The 16,163-nt window shown below is 65.9% G+C and carries 16 protein-coding genes; all 16 read left to right on the top strand.

What is annotated here, in order from left to right; genetic code table 11:
* Window positions 1-19: 19 nt before the first annotated feature.
* Complete coding sequence (gene rnpA / locus VGK32_14090) at window positions 20-406, top strand: ribonuclease P protein component (GenBank protein HEY3382902.1); 387 nt, start codon at window positions 20-22, stop codon at window positions 404-406.
* Entirely contained in the window at window positions 327-725 is a 399-nt protein-coding gene (yidD, locus tag VGK32_14085) for a membrane protein insertion efficiency factor YidD (protein ID HEY3382901.1), read from the top strand. The genes rnpA and yidD overlap by 80 nt, the downstream gene beginning before the upstream one ends.
* Window positions 726-769: 44 nt before the next feature.
* The gene (yidC, locus tag VGK32_14080) at window positions 770-2,497 is read left to right on the top strand and encodes a membrane protein insertase YidC (protein HEY3382900.1); all 1,728 of its coding nucleotides are present in this window, start codon (window positions 770-772) and stop codon (window positions 2,495-2,497) included.
* A 92-nt stretch (window positions 2,498-2,589) separates the two neighbouring features.
* On the top strand, window positions 2,590-3,063 hold the full coding sequence (locus VGK32_14075; protein ID HEY3382899.1) for a R3H domain-containing nucleic acid-binding protein: 474 nt from the start codon (window positions 2,590-2,592) through the stop codon (window positions 3,061-3,063).
* Between the two features lie 42 nt (window positions 3,064-3,105).
* The gene (mnmE, locus tag VGK32_14070) at window positions 3,106-4,650 is read left to right on the top strand and encodes a tRNA uridine-5-carboxymethylaminomethyl(34) synthesis GTPase MnmE (GenBank protein ID HEY3382898.1); all 1,545 of its coding nucleotides are present in this window, start codon (window positions 3,106-3,108) and stop codon (window positions 4,648-4,650) included.
* 12 nt (window positions 4,651-4,662) lie between these two features.
* Window positions 4,663-6,540 carry a tRNA uridine-5-carboxymethylaminomethyl(34) synthesis enzyme MnmG gene (gene mnmG, locus VGK32_14065; GenBank protein ID HEY3382897.1) on the top strand — a complete coding sequence of 626 codons (1,878 nt, stop codon included), beginning with the start codon at window positions 4,663-4,665 and terminating at the stop codon, window positions 6,538-6,540.
* A gap of 67 nt (window positions 6,541-6,607) precedes the next feature.
* A complete protein-coding gene (gene rsmG / locus VGK32_14060; protein ID HEY3382896.1) occupies window positions 6,608-7,291 on the top strand; it encodes a 16S rRNA (guanine(527)-N(7))-methyltransferase RsmG in 684 nt (227 codons plus the stop codon).
* 248 nt (window positions 7,292-7,539) lie between these two features.
* Entirely contained in the window at window positions 7,540-8,340 is an 801-nt protein-coding gene (locus VGK32_14055; protein HEY3382895.1) for a ParA family protein, read from the top strand.
* A 30-nt stretch (window positions 8,341-8,370) separates the two neighbouring features.
* The gene (locus tag VGK32_14050) at window positions 8,371-9,222 is read left to right on the top strand and encodes a ParB/RepB/Spo0J family partition protein (protein ID HEY3382894.1); all 852 of its coding nucleotides are present in this window, start codon (window positions 8,371-8,373) and stop codon (window positions 9,220-9,222) included.
* Between the two features lie 361 nt (window positions 9,223-9,583).
* Window positions 9,584-10,645 (top strand): selenide, water dikinase SelD, encoded by a 1,062-nt coding sequence (gene selD / locus VGK32_14045; protein HEY3382893.1) that lies wholly within the window; start codon window positions 9,584-9,586, stop codon window positions 10,643-10,645.
* Window positions 10,646-10,813: 168 nt separating this feature from the next.
* Complete coding sequence (locus tag VGK32_14040) at window positions 10,814-11,239, top strand: ATP synthase F0 subunit B (GenBank protein ID HEY3382892.1); 426 nt, start codon at window positions 10,814-10,816, stop codon at window positions 11,237-11,239.
* Window positions 11,240-11,327: 88 nt separating this feature from the next.
* Entirely contained in the window at window positions 11,328-12,014 is a 687-nt protein-coding gene (locus tag VGK32_14035) for a hypothetical protein (protein ID HEY3382891.1), read from the top strand.
* A 34-nt stretch (window positions 12,015-12,048) separates the two neighbouring features.
* Window positions 12,049-12,594, top strand: coding sequence for an ATP synthase F1 subunit delta (gene atpH / locus VGK32_14030; protein ID HEY3382890.1), 546 nt, complete (start codon window positions 12,049-12,051; stop codon window positions 12,592-12,594).
* Window positions 12,595-12,623: 29 nt separating this feature from the next.
* Window positions 12,624-14,147, top strand: a complete 1,524-nt coding sequence (atpA, locus tag VGK32_14025) for a F0F1 ATP synthase subunit alpha (GenBank protein ID HEY3382889.1) — start codon at window positions 12,624-12,626, stop codon at window positions 14,145-14,147.
* An 11-nt stretch (window positions 14,148-14,158) separates the two neighbouring features.
* Window positions 14,159-15,028 carry an ATP synthase F1 subunit gamma gene (atpG, locus tag VGK32_14020; protein HEY3382888.1) on the top strand — a complete coding sequence of 290 codons (870 nt, stop codon included), beginning with the start codon at window positions 14,159-14,161 and terminating at the stop codon, window positions 15,026-15,028.
* 91 nt (window positions 15,029-15,119) lie between these two features.
* Window positions 15,120-16,163, top strand: a 1,044-nt coding sequence (gene atpD, locus VGK32_14015; protein ID HEY3382887.1) for a F0F1 ATP synthase subunit beta, incomplete at its 3' end; no start/stop codon positions are given.

Here is a 16,163-nt window from a genome sequence, read left to right as displayed (position 1 = left end):
CCATGTCTCGGTAGGGGCAATGGGTGCGCTCGTGGAACAGGCGCCTGGCGGAACCCGTCATACCTTCCGAGCGGCGCAGCGGCTCCGGAAGCGCCCCGAGTTTCAGCGTGTCTACAACCGGGGCGAACGCGTCCGCACCCGGCTCATGACGCTGCTGGCGCTGCCAAACGAACGCGGGATCAGCCGCCTGGGGATCGCGGCGACCCGGAAGTTGGGGGGCGCCGTGGTTCGGAACCGGGCGAAGCGGCGGGTGCGCGACATCTTCCGACGCTCCGACATACCGCCAGGCGTGGACATCGTAGTCATCCCGCGGCCGGACTTGCTCGATGCCGACTTCCGCACCCTTGAAGCCGACTTCCGATACGCCCTGCGCCGGGCCGTCCGACGACCCCGCCCAGGACAGTAGTGCCGGGCGGCTCAGCGTGCCGGCTCGGGGGGTGCTCGCGGCCGTGCGCGGCTACCAGTTGCTGCTCTCGCCGCTCTTCCGGGGATCCTGCCGGTTCATCCCGTCCTGTTCGGAATACATGGTTGAGGCGGTGCGGCGCCACGGCGCCCTCCGCGGCGGATGGCTGGGCGTCTGGCGAATCTTGCGCTGCCAGCCCCTGTGCGCTCATGGGCTCGACCCGGTGCCGGATACCTGGCCGCGCCGACGGGATAATGACCCTCGGAGTGATTTTCCGGCACAACATCGCACCGCGGGTCTTCGGCCCCGTGGATCGCAGTAATTGCACCGCATGGCGGGTCCTCTGACCCGCCGATCACAGGTTTCATGGAAAAGCGTCTACTCGTTGCCATCTTCCTCTCTTTCCTGGTCCTCTACGGTTACCAGGTCTTTGTCATCAAGCCGGCCCAGGATGCGGCGGCGAAGAACAAGGCGGTCGCGGCCACCCTGGCGCCTACGCCGGCCGCGGTTGCGGCGCAGAGCCCTGGTGGCGACCGACCTCCGATTTCCGTGGAGGTTGCGGCGAACGCCCAGCCGGCGGCCGTGAAGACGGGGCTGCCGATCGTGGCGGACGAGACGGAGCGGGACGTGGTGGTCGAGACGCGACACGTGCGCGCGGTTTTCACCAACCGCGGCGCGCACCTCAAGAGCTGGCGCCTCAAACAGTATTTGGATCTGCAGAAGAAGCCGCAGGAGTTGGTGCCGCAATATCTCGGGCCGGAGCACGCGCGGCCGTTCGAGTTGAAGGTCGATGATGCGGCCATCACGCGTCAGGTGAACGAGGCGCTGTTCAAGGTCTCGGGCGGTGGTGACCCAGTCGATGCGACGCGACAGGCCCAGACGGTCGTGTTCGACTACAAGGATGCGTCTGGCCTGGCCGCCCGCAAGGAGTTCACCTTCGAGCCGGCGTCGTTCACGCTGCGCGTCAGCGCGCAAGTGCTCGTGGGCGACCGCGCGCTCAATCCGACGGTACTGTGGGGACCCGGGCTTGGCGATCAGATCCCGGGCGCCGAAAGCAGCAGCTACATCCAGAAGCCCGAGGGCATCGTCGTCCGCGAGGACAAGGTGCAGCGGTTGGCGAGCAAGGACCTGCCGGCGGCGCCTGTGCAGGAAGGTGACATGACGGCGGCCGGGGTCGACGACCACTACTTCATCGCGATGGCGCTTCCGAAGAAGATGGTGCGCGTCGAGTACTCGCCGGTGACGCTTCCCGCGCCGGCGGGACGGGACCCGAAGAAGGTCACCGAGCTCGTGGCGTGGGGCGTGCGGCAGAAGGAGTCGATGTCGAATCTGACCTTCTTCTTCGGCCCGAAGGACTTCGACGTTCTCGAAGCGCTCGACCGCCGTCTGGTGCGCACGATCAACTACGGCATCTTCGACTTCCTGGCCGTGCCGCTGTTGCGCGCGCTCAAGTGGATCAACGGCTACGTCGGCAATTACGGCTGGGCCATCATCATCCTGACGTTCCTCATCAACGCCGTCATGTTCCCGCTCCGTCACAAGAGCATGGTGTCGATGCGGAAGATGCAGGAGATCCAGCCGCTGGTGAAGGGGATCCAGGACCGGTACGGCAAGCTGAAGGCGACCGACCCCGAGCGGCAGAAGATGAACACGGAGGTGATGAGCCTCTACAAGGAGAAGGGCGTGAACCCGGCCAGCGGCTGCTTCCCGATGCTGCTGACCATGCCGGTGCTGTTCGCGTTCTACTCGCTGCTGTCCCAGGCGATCGAGATTCGCGGCATGCCCTTCACGCTGTGGATCACCGACCTGTCGGCGCACGACCCGTACTACGTGACGCCGATCCTGATGGGCGCGAGCCAGCTCTGGCAGCAGAGGATGACGCCGAGTTCGGCCGATCCCGTCCAGCAGAAGATGATGATGTTCATGCCGCTCGTCTTCACCTTCATGTTCCTCTGGGTGCCGAGCGGCCTGGTGCTGTATTGGTTCGTGAGCAACCTGCTGGCGATCGGGCAGCAGTACATCACGAACAATCTCGTCGGGCCGGCGAACACGGCGCGACCGGCAGCCGAGCGGAAGACCAAAGGGAAGAGCTAGTCGGCGGCGAGTGTGGCCGCTGGCCTTCGTGAGGGTCAATGAGTGGCCGCGGGCCTCGGTGCCCGCGACGGGTAACGGAGAACGGTGACAACGTGGACGAACTCGACATCAACTCTCGCCTCCTGGACTTCGTGAAGAGCGTCACCACCGCGATGGGCCTGCACGTGGAGGCGACGGTCGAGGACACAGGCGATGGCCCCCGCGTCAACATCGCCGGCGACGAGGGCGAGGTTCTGCTGAGACACAAGGCCGAGGCCTTGCAGGCATTGCAGCACATCGCGTCGACCGTCTTCCGGCACGAACTGCCCGAGCACAAACGGATCGTCGTTGACTGTATGGGCTTCCGCAGGGGCAAGGACGCGGAGCTGCGCCAGATGGCGTTGTTCCTGGGCGAGCGGGCCAAGCGCGCCGGGCTCGAGCAGAAGCTCGGTCCTCTCAACGCCTACGAACGCCGCATCGTCCACATGGCGATCGCGGAGCAGGGCCTGGCCGACACGGAGAGCATCGGCGACGCCGCCGTCAAGACCGTCATCATCACCGCCAAGCCGGTTCGCAAACTGCTGTAGGGGCGGGTTTCGGGCCCGCTCCTGCGCTCCTGGCCGGACTCCATGTATTCCGCGGACGACACGATCGTCGCGCTTGCGACTCCAAGAGGGCGCGGCGGTCTGGCAGTCGTGCGGCTGAGCGGTCCGCGTGCATTCGATGTCGCGCGCGCTCTGTGCGAGACTCACCAGACACTGGAACCGCGGCACGCGACGCTCGTCCGGCTTGCGGTGGCCGAAAGACCTGGGGCGGCGCCGCGGCCGATCGACGAGGCCATCGCAACGGCGTTCGCAGCGCCGGCGTCGTACTCGGGCGAAGACTGCGTCGAACTGAGCGTGCACGGCAGCCCGGTGGTCGTGGACGAGTTGATCCTCGCGGCGGTTCGCGCGGGGGCGCGTCTGGCGAAGGCCGGCGAGTTCACTCTCCGCGCGTTTCTCAATGGACGACTCGATCTCACGCGGGCGGAGGCGGTGGAGGATCTCGTTTCCGCGACGACGGCCGCGCAGGCGCGCGTGGCGTTCGATCAACTGCAGGGAACGCTGGCTGGGCGGATTGCCGAGATCGAGCGCGAGTTGTTCGATCTGACCGTCCGCCTCGAGGCGTCGATCGATTTTGCGGAGGAGGAGTTCCACTTTGTCGCGCCGGGCGAGGTGGCGGAGGCGGTCAGGCGCGTGGTTGCGCGCATCGACGAATTGCTGGCGGGCGCGGCTCGGGGCCGACTGATTCGCGAAGGCGCGACGGTGGCGATTGTCGGGCGGTCGAACGTGGGGAAGTCAACGCTGTTCAATCGACTCGTCGGCGTCGATCGCGCGATCGTGATGGCGACACCCGGCACGACGCGCGACGTGCTGACGGAGGTCGTGACGCTCGCCGACGCGAAGGTGACGCTCGCGGACACGGCGGGGTTGCGAGGCAGCGATGACGAGGCCGAGCGGGAGGGCGTTCGTCGGGCTGAACTGGCGGGCGAGAGCGCAGATCTCGCAATCGTGGTGCTGGATGGGTCCTCTTCTCTGGGTGACGAGGATCGCCGGGTGCTCAGGGCCACGGCGTCAAGGCCCGGTCTGGTCGTGGTGAACAAGATCGATGAACCGGCGGCGTGGGAGCCGGGAGCAGAGTTGGCAGAGTACTGCTGTGGGGGTAGCTTCGGGTCTGGCCGAGGCACAACCGATGGTGCTGGCGGCTGGGGGGTCAGCGAGGGCTGCGGCGGTGGCGAGGGTGGTTGCCGGCGGGCGGACGGGCAGAGCGGGGTCGACGGACGGGAGGCGGAGGTCAAGGGTCGAGGCGCGCGCGATATCGTCTGTGTGTCCGCAAGGACCGGTGAAGGTATCGACTGCCTAATTAGGTCAATCACCAGAAAGACTGGCGCGCTCCCTGAAGGCGGCGGTCTCCCGGCGGTGAGCAACGCGAGGCATGTTGACCTGCTCGTGCGCGCAAGGGCCGACCTCTGTCGGATTGGAGACCTGGCACCTGACGAGGTGGGGCAAATGACAGAAACAATCATTCTGTCGGATCTCCTGTCGGCGAGAGAGGCGCTCGAGGAAGTGACGGGGAAGCGGACCACCGAGGATCTGCTCGAAGCGATCTTCTCGAAGTTCTGCATTGGCAAATAGCTTATTGCTTGGATGCGAGCGGTTCCCTCGATGCAATCCTTCGATGTGATAGTGGTCGGCGCTGGCCACGCGGGGTGCGAGGCGGCTTGGGCCGTGGCCCGAATGGGCTGTCGGGTGGGACTGTGCACACTATCGAGGGAGACCGTCGCGCAGATGCCGTGCAACCCAGCGATAGGCGGCACGGCGAAGGGACATCTCGTTCGGGAAATCGACGCACTCGGTGGCCTGATGGGTTTGGCGATTGACGCCACCGGCATCCAGTTCAAGGTGCTCAATCGGAGTCGGGGTCCGGCCGTATGGTCGCCGCGCGCCCAGGCGGACAAGCGGCGGTACCGGGAATGGGTGACGGGCACGCTCGACGGCGAGGGGAACATCGAGTGGATCGTCGGTGCCGCGGGCGGGGTGTTGACCTGCGATGGCGCGGTGGCGGGACTCGAGATGGTGGACGGGCGGGCATTCTCCTGTCCCCGGCTGATTGTGACGACGGGGACGTTTCTGAATGGCGTGATTCACATCGGCTCCGAGCAGCGGCAGGCGGGTCGGTTCGGCGAGGCACCAGCGCACGAACTGGCGGAGTCGCTGAAGGACCTCGGGTTCCGATGGGGTCGAATGAAGACGGGCACGCCGCCTCGTCTCGACCGGCGCAGTATCGACTTCGAGGGTGCAGTCCGTTCGGGCGCGTTCAGGCGCGAAGTGGGCGACGACCCGATCGTCCCGTTCTCGTTCGAGAGCGGCGTCATCGACCGGGCCCAGGTCGTTTGCCACCAACTGCACACAACGGCGCGGGTCCACGAATTGGTGAGGGCCAACATCGCCCGGTCGCCGCTGTTCAATGGCCAGATTCAGGGAGTAGGTCCGAGGTATTGCCCGTCGATTGAGGACAAGGTCGTCAGGTTCTCCGACCGGGAGCGGCATCAGGTATTCCTGGAACCAGAAGGTCTGGACGTTGACGAGATCTACGTGAACGGGTTCTCGATGAGTCTGCCCGAGGAGATTCAGCTCGACATGGTTCATGCGCTGCCTGGCCTCGAAGACGCGGTCATGCTGCGACCTGCCTACGCGATCGAGTACGACTTCATCGATCCAACCGAGTTGCGCGCAACGCTCGAGACCAAGCGGATTTCTGGATTGTTCCTCGCGGGCCAGATCAACGGGACGTCTGGCTACGAGGAGGCGGCGGGCCAGGGTTTGTTGGCCGGGGTGAACGCCGCGCTGTCGGCGCAGGGCAGGGAAGCGGCCGTTCTCGGGCGAGGCGAAGCCTACATCGGCGTGATGGTGGACGACCTGGTGACGAAGGGTTGCCTGGAGCCGTATCGGATGTTCACCTCGCGCGCCGAGCACCGACTGCTGCTGCGGATTGACAATGCCGACCTGCGCTTGACGCCGATCGGGCAGCGCGTCGGCCTGGTGGACGAGGAGCGGTGGAAGCGATTCGAGAACAGGCGCGCGCGATTCGAAGGGAACCGGGCGAGGGTCGCGTCAACATGGCTGAGGTGCCAGAAGAGCGGAAACCGGGTGCCGGCGGAGCAGTTGATCAGGCAACCGGAGACGACACTTGCGAGTCTGTTGCAGGGGGGCCGGCTCGAGTGCGAGATCGATGCTGCGCGTGGGGAGATGGAGCTTTCGTCGCTGGAGTGCGCGGTCAAGTACGAGGGCTATATCAAGCGTGAGCTGGCATCGATCGCGCGGGGGCGGCGCGAGGAGTCGCGCCGAATTCCTAAGGGATTCTGCTATCACGGCCTCCCAGGCCTGACACGCGAAGTCATCGAGCGCCTCTCCCAGACCCGGCCGGAGACCTTGGGGCAGGCGAGTCGGATCCCTGGCGTGACGCCGGCAGCCATTGCAGTGGTGGGGTTCCATGTGGAGAAACTGAAAGGTGCCAAGTGCTAGCACTTTTCTCCCTCTCATCCGCGCCTCCCCGAATGTTCTCCAGCCTATCGTCCGAGATCAGTACCGGATGACCACCCGCGAGTTCACCGAACGGCTGAAGCGACGATGCAAGAGGGCCGGCGTGGTCCTGTCGTCGGAACTCGTCGTCGGGCTCGAGGGTTACTACCGGTTGCTCGAGGCATGGAACGCGAAGATCAACCTGACCGCGCTCGATCTCGAAGGCGGGGGAGACCGCGCCATCGACCGTCTGCTCGTCGAGCCGCTCGTGGCGGCGCGGCATGTCGAGCGGCGGGACGGTTCTCTGATTGACATCGGGTCCGGCGGAGGGTCCCCGGCCATTCCCATGAAACTGGCGCTTCCAGCGCTCGACTTCACGCTGGTCGAGGCAAAGACGCGCAAGTGTGCGTTCCTTCGCGAAGCCGGGCGGCAGTTGAAGATTGATCTCCGTGTGGAGACGAGCCGGTACGAGTCGCTGCTTGCGCGACCCGAACTACATGAGGCGTTCGATGTGCTGACGATGCGTGCCGTGCGCGTTGAGCCGCGCGTCCTGACTGGGCTGCAGGCATTCCTGAAGGCCGGGGGACAGTGCCTCCTGTTCCGCGGCCCGGCCGGGGCCGAGGTTCCCGCCACGCCAACGCCTCCGCTCTTCTGGCAGGCCTCGCACCCGCTGGTCGAGTCGCTGCAAAGTCGATTGGTTGTGCTGAAGAAGTTCGATCCCGCGGGACCGCCGTCCGTTTCTGCGGCGCAATGAGGCGGACTTGTTCCACGTGGAACAGCGGGAAGTACCAGACGCGGTCCACGGCGCCAGCACCAACATGTCACGAGAATGATGCCCATCGCCGGGTAGTGCCGCACTCGTGGCACCGGACTGTCTCGTCTTCCCGGTTATCTGGTATCCTTGACGGCTGCGTGTGTCCGCCAGTTGTTCCACGTGAAACACCGCCGAGCAGACGCATCGCCTGCGACACACGGAAAGAGATCACCGTTAACTAATTGAAAATGGGCAGGATAATCGCCGTCGCGAACCAGAAGGGTGGTGTCGGCAAAACCACCACCGCCATCAACCTGGCCGCCGCTCTCGCCCTGGCAGACCGGCGGGTCCTCCTGGTTGACGTCGACCCGCAGGCCAACCTCACGAGCGGGGTCGGCATGCGCGACCGGGCCGATACCGAGCACTCCATCTACCGGGCGCTGACCGGTGACGATGCGGTCGACCTCAACACCCTCGTGCTCGAGACGCCACTCAAAGGGCTCTCCCTCATACCCGCGGACCGGAACCTGACAGGTGCCGAGATCGAGATGGTCGGTCTCCTGGCGCGCGAGCAGCGCCTCAACACTCTCCTGCGGCCGGTTGCCGAGCAGTTCGACTTCATCTTCATCGACTGTCCTCCCTCGCTCGGCCTGCTGACGCTGAACGCTCTCGTCGCCTGCGACGCCGTCCTCATACCGCTCCATTGCGAGTACTTCGCCCTCGAAGGACTTGCCGAGCTGGTGTCAACGATGCGCCGCGTGCGCGCCGCCCTCAACCCGGCGCTCGACATCGAAGGTGTGCTGTTGACGATGTACGACGACCGGACGAACCTGGGACAGCAGGTCGCACACGAAGTGCGGCAGTTCTTTCAGGGAAAGACGTTCGAAACGGTCATTCCCCGCAACGTGCGCCTCGGCGAGGCGCCGAGCCACGGCCTGCCGGTGGTCGTCTACGACCCCAAGTCGCGCGGATCCGAGGCGTACATCGCCCTCGGCCGCGAGGTGATCGCGCGCCACGAGGCGCGGCTGGCAGCGGTCTCGAAGAATTGACAGACTTCCCCTTGGAGCACGTAGACCACGATGGCTGAGAAGAGACCCGCACTTGGTAAAGGCCTCAGCGCCCTGATCCCCGACGCGCCAGAACCACGGATCGGAGCACTCGAAGTCGACGTCGATCGGATCGAGCCGAACAGGTTCCAACCCCGCGGCCACTTCGACCAGGCGGGCGTAGAAGATCTGGCTCGCTCGATCAAGGCAAACGGCATCATCCAGCCGATCATCGTGCGCCGGGTGGGAAGCAACTACCAGATCATCGCCGGAGAGCGGCGATGGCGCGCCGCGCAACATGCCGGCCTGCTCAAAGTGCCGGTCATCGTGAAAGATGTGGCGCCGGGCCAGGACGCCCGGCTCCTCGAGATGGCGCTCATCGAGAACATCCAACGAGAAGACCTGAACGCCATCGACGAGGCACTCGCCTACCGGCGGCTCAGCGACGAGTTCGACCTGACGCAGGAGCAAATCGCGGACGTGGTGGGAAAGGACCGGTCGTCGGTGGCCAACGCGTTGCGCCTGTTGCGCCTCCCGCCGGCTGTCCGCGACCAGGTCTCATCAGGCCAGTTGTCGATGGGGCACGCGCGAGCCCTGCTGGCGCTCGAGAACGACCCGGCGATTTCGAAAGCAGCCGCAGAGATCGTCTCGCGTCGCCTGTCGGTGCGCGAGACCGAGGCGCTCGTCAAGCGCCTCACGACGCCACCGCCGCCGCCGAAGGAAAAGAAGCCGGACGTCCACACTCGCGCCGCCGAACAGGATCTCCGCCTCCGCCTCGGCGCCCAGGTCCGCATCATCCGCCAGCGGAAGGGCGGCCGAATCGAGATCGACTTCAAGAGCGAAGATGAGTTGCAGCGATTGTTCGAGTTGCTAACGGAAGACTGACGCGAAGACAATCGACTATCAGGCGACGACGGCCATTCAGTCACGGGACAGGACCTCCAGTGGCGACGCCGACGAATCTTCCGGGTCAACGTGCTCCCGGCATGGGCGTGCTGACCATTGGGTCATATGAATGACCCGTTGGTCAGACATAGATCCCAGGGCAGCCGGGCCGGTCGGACGGCCGAAGGATCCCCGACCGACAACGATCGGCTTCGACTGACGATCCGCGAACAGCGACCGATGCCCGTAGCACCGACGGACGCCTCGTGACATCGACTGACACGCCGCACGGCCGACCGTCACCTTGTGGTCCGCGACTGACTGTCCCTGATTCTCGATTATCATCGTCAAGTCTGGATCTATGGCCAAACGTCTGACCGAAATGGTTTCCTGTTCGGGTTGAGCGAGCAAACTCGCCGCAGGCGAGCTCGCCCAGGTTCTGGGCGACATTCCTCTTCAGCCCGATGACCGTGTCCTGGTGGACTTCAGGACCGCGGACGATGCCGGTGTGTACCGGTGGGATGACGCCACGGCGCTCGTCCAGACCGTGGACTTCTTCACACCCGTCGTCGACGACCCGGCCACCTTCGGCGCCATCGCCGCCGCCAACGCACTGAGCGACGTCTACGCGATGGGCGGCCGGCCCCTCACCGCCCTGGCCATCGCCGGCTTCCCGAAGGCGGATTTCGACGCGTCAATCATCCGCGACGTCTTTCTCGGCGGGTTCCGCAAGCTGCAAGAAGCCGGTGTCGCCCTCCTCGGTGGCCATACCGTGCAGGACCGCGAGGTGAAATTCGGCTACGCCATCACCGGCGTGGTCGCGCCAGACGCCGTCTGGGCGAACGCCGGTGCGCGCGCGGGCGACACGCTCTTCCTGACCAAGCCGATCGGGACGGGAGTCATCGCGACGGCCATCAAGTTCGATCGCGCGCCCAAGCTCTCGATGGACGCGGCGATCGCGACGATGGTGCAATTGAACAGGGCCGCAGCCGACGCGCTGCTCACCCTGCCGAAGGGAAGCGTCCACGCGTGTACTGATATTACCGGGTTCGGCCTGGCCGGCCACGCCAGCGAAATGGCCGTCGCCAGCAGTGTGACGTTGCGCCTCGAAGCTTCTTCAATCCCGCTGCTTCCAGGCGCGCGTGACCTCGCGGACAATCGCTCGGGCGGGATGAAGACCAACGAGCAGCATTTTGCCGAAGGAGTCGCCGGCGGCGGGGACATGGACGCTGCGCTGTGGGCGCTCCTCTTCGATCCGCAGACCTCGGGCGGCCTGCTGGCCGCCGTTGACCCGAGGCAGGCCAGCCTGGCCGCTGCCGCCTTCGCGCGCGCGGGCGTCCCAGCCGTGCAGATCGGAACGGTCGCCCCATCGGCCGGATCGGCAATCGTGCTGACATCGTGCACCGACGGACCTGGCAGATAGCACCCAGCACCTTCGCGGGCATTCAGCACATAGCAGATAGCACCCAGCACCTATCTCATGGTATAAATTGATGTTTTCGTGTCGTTTGCCCTCGCGTCCCCGCGTTTCTGATCTGTGCCCTGCGTGCCGTGTCGCATCATCGCGCGCGCGGGTGGGAGGTGCGCTCAGGTGCTCCCGGGCCTTGCTGTCATCTGGGTCATCGTTTTCGTCCTGCTGATCGCGGTCGTTCTCGACCGCGGCCTGTTCCGCCCGATCGGTCGCGTCATGCGCGAGCGCGAGGCAGCCATCCGTACGGCGCAGGAACTGGCGCAGGAATCCGCGACGCGCGCACGCGAAGCGACCGCCGAGTTCGAGCGGCGCACCAAGGCCGCGCAGGCCGACGTGTACCGGGAAATGGACGAGAACCGTCGTCTGGCCAACGATCAGCGCGCCGCCATCATGGCGCAGACTCGCCAGGAAGTTGAGGCGAGTGTGGCCGACGCCAGCGCGCGACTGCAGGCCCAGAAGCTGGCGGCCTCCGCGCAGCTCGAAAAGGAGGCCGATGCGCTTGGCGAGGCCATCGTGGAACGCGTGCTCGATCGAAAGGCGTCGTAAACCCTTGACCACCGTTCCGACCCACACAAGTTCATCCGCCCCGCGAGCACCACATCGGGCCGCCGCGCTGGCGATTGTCTGCCTCTTCGTGACGTTGGTCGCGATCCGGCCCGCGATCGCCGCGCCGCAGGCTCCTGTGCAGGCGCCCGCAGCCGAGCACGCGCAGCCCGCACCCGAGACGGCCGGGCCGCCGGCCGGGCGCGGCGCGCAAGCCGGCGAGCCGCACAAGACCACAGAGGCCGCCGGTTCAGCCGAACACGCCGGCGGACGCGGGGCGAAGGAGCACGGAGAGGAAACGTCCGAATCGATCTGGGCACCGATCGCACGTCTCTTCAACTTTGCGGTTCTCGCCGGCGTGCTGATCTATCTGCTCAGATCGCCCTTCGCCACGTATCTGCAGAACCGGGGCGTGACGATCAGGAGTGATCTGAAGAAGGCTGCCGACATGCGGGCCGAAGCCGCCGCGGCACTCGAGCAGATTGACGCCAGACTGAAGGCGCTGCCGGCCGAACTCGACGCGCTGAAACGACGCGGCCTCGGCGACATCAAGGCCGAAGAGGTCCGCATCCGCGAACTGGCGGCCCTCGAGCGCCAGCGGATGCTCGATCAGACACGCCGCGAGATTGACACGCAACTGCGGATCGCCGAGCGCGACCTGAAGAAACGCGTCGGCGAACTCGCGGTGTCGGTCGCCACCGAGCGCGTGAGGCGCACGATCACCGATGAGGACCAGACCCGGCTGATCGACCGGTATGTGACGCAGGTGAGACACTAGCAGGCCCCAGAGCCGAGAGCCGAGAGCCTAGGAGATGACCAATCGCAGTTCCGCCGCGCGGTATGCGCGGGCGTTGCTCGACGTGAGCCGGGTGGAAGCCGACCCCAAGGCGGTCGAGGCCGAACTCGCGTCGTTTGTCGCCATCGTCGAGTCGAACGACCAACTGAGGCGCGCGGTCGTCAACCCGGCGATTCCGGCGCAGCGCAAGGCGGCGCTCGTGACCGATCTGCTCGACCACCTCACCGTCAGCCCGGTGGTCCGCAAGCTGATCGTCATGCTCGCGAATCGCGATCGTCTCGTGCTGCTGTCCGACATGCTCGACGAGTATCGCCGCCGCCTGTTGGACTTCCTGAACGTCGTCCAGGCGGAGATCACCTCCGCGGTGCCCCTGCCCGCCGACCGCGTTCAGGCGCTGCAGCAGGCCATCGCCGAGAAGACCGGCCGGGACGTCATCGTCACCACGAAGGTTGACCGCGCCATCATTGGCGGCGTCGTCACGCGCATCGGCAGCGTCGTCTACGACGGCAGCGTGCAGCGCCAGTTGGAGAAGATGAAGGACACGCTGACCCAGTCGGCGTAGTTGATTCGGAGTTCAGAGCCTCGATCCTTATGGAAATCAAAGCCGAAGAAATCTCCAAGATCATCCGCGACCAGATCGGCAGCTACGCCGTGGACGTGGACGTGGCCGAGGTCGGGACGGTCGTGTCGATCGGTGACGGCATCGCGCGCGTGCACGGCATCGAGCGGACGATGTCCGGCGAGATGATCGAGTTCCCGCACGGCGTGTTCGGGATCGCGCTGAACCTCGAAGAGGAGAGCGTCGGCACCGTGCTGCTGGGCGAGTACCGCCAGATCAAGGAAGGCGACCCGGTGAAGCGCACCGGGCGCATCATCTCGGTGCCGGTCGGCGAGGAGATGCTCGGCCGCGTCGTCAACGCCCTTGGTCAGCCGATTGACGGCAAGGGGCCGATCGCGACCAAGAAGGTCTCGCCCATCGAACGCATTGCGCCGGGCGTCGTCGATCGGCAGGGGGTGCGCGAACCGGTGCAGACCGGCCTCAAGGCCATCGACACGATGATCCCGATCGGCCGCGGCCAGCGCGAACTCATCATCGGCGACCGCCAGACCGGCAAGACGGCGATTGCCATCGACACGATCATCAACCAGAAGGGCCAGGACGTCGTCTGCATCTACAACGCGATCGGGCAGAAGACCTCCACGGTCGCCCACGTCGTCAAGACGCTGGAAGAGGCAGGCGCCATGGAGTTCACGATTGTCGTGGCCGCCACGGCCGCCGATCCGGCGCCGATGCTCTACATCGCGCCCTACTCGGCCTGTGCGATGGGCGAGTACTTCCGTGACAGCGGCCGCCACGCGGTGTGCGTCTACGACGACCTGTCGAAGCACGCGCAGGCCTACCGCGAAATTTCGCTCCTGCTGCGCCGCCCGCCAGGCCGCGAGGCGTACCCGGGCGACGTCTTCTACCTGCACTCGCGCCTGCTCGAGCGCGCGGCGAAGATGAACAAGGAACTCGGCGGCGGCTCGCTGACCGCGCTCCCGATCATCGAGACGCAGGCAGGCGACCTGTCGGCGTACATCCCGACGAACGTCATCTCGATCACCGACGGCCAGATCTTCCTGGAGAGCGACCTCTTCAACCAGGGCCAGCGTCCGGCGGTCAACGTCGGCCTGTCGGTCTCGCGCGTCGGCGGGTCCGCGCAGGTGAAGGCGATGCGCCAGGTGGCCGGCCGCCTGCGCCTCGACCTCGCGCAGTACCGCGACCTCGCGGCGTTCGCGCAGTTCGCGAGCGACCTCGACAAGGCGACGCAGGATCAGCTCAACCGCGGCCGCCGGCTGATGGAAATCCTGAAGCAGCCGCAGTACGAGCCGCTGGCGGTCGAGAAGCAGGTGCTGATCGTCTACGCGGCGACGAACGGGTTCCTCGACAAGTTCGAAGTGACCGAGGCCGACGCGTACGAGAAGGAACTCTACCGCTTCATCGACACGCGGCGCCCGGGCATCCTGACGACGCTGCGCGAGAAGAAGGTGTTGAGCGACGAACTGAAGGCGGACATCGACGCGGCGCTGAAGGAGTTCGGCGAGCAGTTTCTCGCCGCCCGGAAGGCTGCCTAGCACATCAGAACATGCCGTCACTGATTGATATTCGTCGGCGGATCCGGGCGGTCAAGTCGACGCAGCAGATCACGAAGGCCATGAAGATGGTGGCCACGTCGAACCTGCGTCGATCCCAGGAGCGGATCCTGAACGCGCGTCCGTTCGCGCTGCTGGCCACGCGCGTGCTCAACAGCGTCGCCGCGCGCGTGGACCCGTCCCTGCACCCGCTGCTCGCGCAGCCGGAGGCCGGGCCGGACGAGCCCACGTTGCTGATCGTCCTCACCGGCGACAAGGGGATGTCCGGCAGCTTCAACGCGAACATCATCCGCGCGTCCGCCAACTTCATCCTCGATCACCCGGAAAAGAAGGTGACGCTCGGCTGCATCGGCCGCAGGGGGCGCGACTTCTTCCGCCGCCGCGGCTACCCGATTCAGTTCGAACTGGTGAACTTCACGCGCAAGCCGGAATACGGCCACGCGCAGGCCATTGCGAAAGAGGCGATCCGGATGTTCACCAACGGCGAGGTGCACCGGGTGTTCCTCGCCTACAACGAGTTCAAGTCCGTGCTCCAGCAGCGCATCGTCATCGACCAGATGCTGCCGATCACGAAGGCGGTGTTCGAACCCACGGACTCGAGCGCCACGGTTGACTACCTGTACGAACCGTCGGCGCAGCAGATTTTCGACGGGCTGCTGCCGCGCGTCGTCGAGGTGCAGACGTACCGGGCGCTGCTCGAATCGGCCGCCGCCGGCAATGCCGCGCAGATGGTGGCGATGGACAACGCGACGAAGAACGCGGGCGATGTCATCGACAGTCTGACGCTGACCATGAACAAACAGCGCCAGGCGGCGATCACGCGAGAGATCATCGAGGTGGTGTCGGGCGCGCAGGCGCTCTAGCCGGCGCCGGGCGACCGACAGGGATGGTCGACTGACGGGCATGGTCGACTGACGAATATCATCGACTGACAAGCATCACCGACTGAAGGCTATGGAACAGACTTCCCAGCACTCCGGCAAGGTCGTCGCGGTCATCGGTCCCGTCATCGACATCGAGTTCGAGGGCGGACATCTGCCGGCCATCTACAACGCGGTCCGGATTCACTCCGAGGGCGGAGCCGGCGCGACCGCGATGGACGTCATTGCCGAAGTTGAGCAGCACCTCGGCGAGAACCGCGTCCGCGCGGTGGCCATGGAGCCGACCGACGGCATGCAGCGCGGCATGCGCGCCCTCGATCTCGGCGAGCCGATCACGGTACCCGTCGGTCCCGAAACGCTCGGCCGCGTGTTGAATGTGCTCGGCCGGCCGGTCGACTTCCCGGACAAGCCGGTGAACTCGAAGGAGCGCTGGCCGATCCACCGCGCCGCGCCTGCGCTCGTCGATCAGTCCACCGAGCTCAAGATGTTCGAGACCGGCATCAAGGTCGTCGACCTCATCGAGCCGTACCTCAAGGGCGGCAAGATCGGCCTGTTCGGCGGCGCCGGCGTCGGCAAGACGGTCATCATCCAGGAACTGATCCACAACATCGCGCTCAAGCACGGCGGCGTGTCGGTGTTCGGCGGCGTCGGTGAACGCACGCGCGAGGGCAACGACCTCTGGACAGAGTTCCAGGAGAGCGGCGTCATCGTGGCCGGCGACCCGTCCAAGTCGCGGTGCACGCTCGTGTACGGGCAGATGACCGAGCCGCCGGGCGCCCGCCTCCGCGTCGGCCTGTCGGCGCTGACGACGGCCGAGTACTTCCGCGACGCGGAAGGCAAGGACGTGCTGCTCTTCATCGACAACATCTTCCGCTTCACCCAGGCGGGCTCCGAGGTGTCCACGCTCCTCGGTCGCATGCCGTCGGCCGTGGGCTACCAGCCCACCCTCGCCGATGAGATGGGCGAGCTGCAGGAGCGCATCACCTCCACCCGCGGCCGGTCCATCACCTCGATGCAGGCCATCTACGTTCCCGCAGATGACTACACCGACCCGGCTCCGGCAACGACCTTCGCACACCTGGACGCGACCACGGAACTTTCCCGTGAAATCGCTTCC

Source organism: Vicinamibacterales bacterium, from assembly GCA_036504215.1.
GTDB lineage: Bacteria > Acidobacteriota > Vicinamibacteria > Vicinamibacterales > Fen-181 > FEN-299.
This window is presented reverse-complemented; position numbering and strand designations above follow the sequence as displayed.